The organism is Natrialba sp. PRR66 (genome assembly GCF_034808065.1).
GTDB lineage: Archaea > Halobacteriota > Halobacteria > Halobacteriales > Natrialbaceae > Natrialba > Natrialba aegyptia.
In genome coordinates this window covers 1-229 of the sequence record NZ_JAXHGN010000308.1, presented here as the reverse complement: position 1 = coordinate 229, position 229 = coordinate 1, and the positions used below count along the sequence as shown (strand labels likewise).

Below are 229 nucleotides of genomic sequence, written 5' to 3'. Positions count from 1 at the left end.
GATCCACGACGTAGGTGTGCCTCGGGACGACCTCCCAGTCACGCCAGATGAACGGTCTGGGGTCGTCGAACCGTGCGCCGGTTCTGGCGTGCACGAACCGCGGGTCTATCTCGTCGTCGACCCAGTCGAGGCTGGTCTCGACGAGCCGTGAGAGTCGTTTCTCGCGACGGCGTGGCTTCAACGCCTGCCGCTCGAGGAGCACCGGGCCCAGGTACTCGACCTTCAGATC

At 65.5% G+C, this 229-nt stretch carries 1 pseudogene; it reads right to left on the bottom strand.

Annotated features, from left to right (window positions below):
- A pseudogene (locus SM755_RS24300) lies at positions 1-229 on the bottom strand (GNAT family N-acetyltransferase); the annotation flags it as partial.